Source organism: Pseudomonas viridiflava (genome assembly GCF_003702045.1).
Taxonomy (GTDB): domain Bacteria; phylum Pseudomonadota; class Gammaproteobacteria; order Pseudomonadales; family Pseudomonadaceae; genus Aquipseudomonas; species Aquipseudomonas viridiflava_C.
In genome coordinates, this window is record NZ_RBTP01000034.1 from 1 (window position 1) to 3,170 (window position 3,170).

Annotated in this window: 3 protein-coding genes; all 3 read left to right on the forward strand. The window is 48.4% G+C overall.

What is annotated here, in order from left to right:
* Positions 1–897: 897 nt before the first annotated feature.
* The 3 genes from ALP40_RS11875 (at position 898) to ALP40_RS11885 (ending at position 2,572) form a co-directional block, all read left to right on the forward strand.
* Complete coding sequence (locus tag ALP40_RS11875) at positions 898–1,134, forward strand: DNA-binding transcriptional regulator (RefSeq protein ID WP_122208466.1); 237 nt, start codon at positions 898–900, stop codon at positions 1,132–1,134.
* A 155-nt stretch (positions 1,135–1,289) separates the two neighbouring features.
* The gene (locus tag ALP40_RS11880) at positions 1,290–1,784 is read left to right on the forward strand and encodes a type VI secretion system tube protein Hcp (RefSeq protein WP_122208467.1); all 495 of its coding nucleotides are present in this window, start codon (positions 1,290–1,292) and stop codon (positions 1,782–1,784) included.
* A 131-nt stretch (positions 1,785–1,915) separates the two neighbouring features.
* A complete protein-coding gene (locus tag ALP40_RS11885) occupies positions 1,916–2,572 on the forward strand; it encodes a DUF4225 domain-containing protein (RefSeq protein WP_122208468.1) in 657 nt (218 codons plus the stop codon).
* The last annotated feature ends 598 nt before the right edge of the window (positions 2,573–3,170 follow it).

The window sequence follows — 3,170 nt, forward strand, 5'->3', positions numbered from 1 at the left end:
GCTAGATTAATGTCCGGTCCCGAGTTGAAAAAGCACTTGAAAAAGGTTTGTCCGTCAACCTGAAGGAGACAATCCAGAGCGGCGAAATGCGTGTTGGGCCAACGCGCTGAGGTGTAACCGGAAGCGGGAATTCCGTCTGCACATTCCTCCCGCGCCCCTTACCTAGGCCCTGATACTGGAAGCGTCAGCGCATCCACGAGATTTTTCAGCCAGTTGCTCCCGTATCTCCAGAAGCGTTCTGCCTCTGGTTTCCACCATCATGCCCGGCGCCTGAATATGAGCAATCTCCGCCTCGTTCAGGCCGAGATCATGCAAGCTATCCACCCACCGATTTAACCGCTCTGGAGCGGTCTCTCTGGCATTCGGCCCCTTGCCCCGCAGACACGTATCACACATGTCATCAGGCGAAACCCGAGTCGCCCATGTCCCAGGCCGTCGATATTCAAACAGCCCACAATCACAGCGACACACCCAGACAGTGCCTTTCCCTGAGCGGCTTGAACGACACCACGCAATCGCCGTCAACGTCCCTCGACGTTTGCCGGTGTGATCGGTGGCGTGTTCGGGGCGGGGTTGCAGTTGCGACAGGCAGTGCAGCGTGATTTTTGTCATGGAAGACCTCCTTGGATAGTGGATAACGCGGGGCTTTGGGCTTTTCCCGGGCAAGCCGATCCCGTTGGCGCTTGTGCGCTGTTTTTGGGTTGGGTGTGCTGGTTTAGGGGCCGAGGGTTCGGCGGTTTTTACATGGCAGTGGCTGGCCGCTCACCTGCGGTTACGCAGGCTGTGCAGGTTACGAGCGGTGTTCTGATAATCTCTGTTGAGCATGCAGTGTAAAAGTTCCTTTCTTGGAACTAATTTAGTTCCTTGCAAGGAACCTGTCAACAGGAAAAACAGAAAGTGGATCTGCCAGCAAAAATGAAAGCCATCCGCACGAAGGAAGGCCTGACCCAGACCGAGTTCTGCGAGATTGTGGGGATCAGCATCAGCAGCTGGAAAAAATACGAGGCGGGTATCACCGAGATGGGGCTGCAGCCTTTTTTGAAGGTGGCTAACCATGAGCGGTTCAGGAAGTATGCGTTTTGGTTGACCACGGGGGATGTGGTGGCTGAGGTCGGGCAGGTGAGTCCGATTTAGTTAGGGTTGCCAGGTTGTAGAATCATATCGCCCTTATAGAGGTGTCCGGGATCATTAGGCCGCTACACGGATGGGGCGAGTATGCTGATTGTAGAATTCGACAGTGGTATTGAAATGTGGGTTAAATTTACATTTTTTTGAAAAAAGGGATTTTTATGTCTTTTGATGCGTTTATGAAGGTTGATGGTGTTGAGGGCGAGTCTCTTGACGATGGGCACAAAGGTTGGGTCGAATTACTTTCCTACCATTACAATGCCATGCAGTCCATCAGTCAGACTGCCAGCTCCAGTGGGGGAGCTACTGCTGGAGGGGTATCCCTTGGCGATTTCCAGATTAGCAAATATGTGGATCGAGCCACCCCGAAGCTATTTGAGCTTTGCTGTAGGGGCTCGCATATCAAAAATGTGACCATTCGAATCCACCGTGCAGGAACTGAAAAATTCAAGTATCTGGATATCGTTCTTGAAGAAGTGCTGATTTCATTGGTAAGTGGTCAAGGTTCCGACCAATCAGGTTTTCCTATAGAAGTAGTAAACCTGAATTACGGCCGCATTAAATTTGAATATTCACAACAGCGGCGTGCTGACGGTGGTAGTGCCGGTATCGTTTCTGGTGGTTGGGACAGGACTGCGAATAAGCCATTTGCGTAAGTAAATGGATTGGGGGTAATAGATAAAACGAGAAAATTAATTTGATGGGCGGATTTATGACTGATCGCAGACATACTATCTGGAGGAAATGAAGAGTGAAACCAACGGACGAAAGCTGTACAAATTATTTGATGGTTAGTGCTGCCGCTAGAAAGCTAGGTGAGCAAGCCTGTACATTAGGTATTAGGCATATTAAAGACGGCACGCTGCGCTTGCAATTCAATCGTGAAGTCGCCTATTACGCTAAAAGTATTATTAATGATGTTTCTGAAGGTAAAAAAAGTCCAGAGCAGGGGCTAAAAGAAATAAAAGATGAACAAAATAGCTTGTTTGCCCAGTCATTGGAGGTTGCCAAAAAAGGCGTTGGAGCCATCGCTGGGGCAATGCAATTCGTAGCAGGTGCGGGAATTTGCTATGGCTCTGTCGGCACACTGTGCCTCGTTGCTGGTGTACCAATTATGGCTCATGGTGCAAATAACGTTTATGAAAACGGACGCAACCTTTGGGAGGGGCGTAGTGATACAGAAGGCCCAGTCAGAAAGGGATACCAAGCAGCAGCAAAAGCTGTTGGTTACGAAGCACGAGAAGGAAATATGGCCTACGGTTCAGCCGACCTCGCGATGTCTGTATATGGTGTGACCAAGCTGGTTTTAAAACCAGATTCTTGGCGCCTATTTAGATATATTAGAACTGATTATGTTCGTGCTTATAGAAATACGTCAGTGCCCGTATTAATTCTAGATCGGACCGCTGACGCTATTACAATAGATGGAATGCAAAAACAGTGAATCAACAAAAAATTGGACAAATTATTTCAAGGGCAAGAGTTTATTTGTTTGCCATTGCGTGCGCTGCTTTCCACTCAGTGTGGATAGCGCTTCTTCTTAATTACTTTTTCGATTTTAGTGTTTTTGTGGCTAGGTGTGTCGTGGCAATAAGCTTCGTTGTAATTTCGTTTTTTTGCATTAAATTATTCCATCAAAAAATAAACAGGCTTTGATTTATAAGGCCCTCAATATGTAGGTTGCGGTATTGGTCAGAGGCTCAGTGAGAAGTCGTTAGGTATGCCGATTACGTACCGCAGCCTCTGTCCAGTACATTCTATTTTGCTTGCCCTCATCTAGCGTAATTGATCCGTACGTGGATTGCTTAGTAGGTCTGCATCGAAAAAAGTCTTGGGGGCGCTAGTAAATGCGTTCAACTGGCACGCAAAAGTAGCGTTCCTCACAACTTTGATCTTTCAAGGCGGCGTTTGGATTGTAAGTGATCCATGATCCCCACATTCCAAGCCCGCATTTGATCCCCGATGCTTCGCTCCCGATCTCTTTCTGGAGCCAGCCCCGCCATGATGCGACCCGACGCCAAAGTCGAAAAAGTGTACCTCTA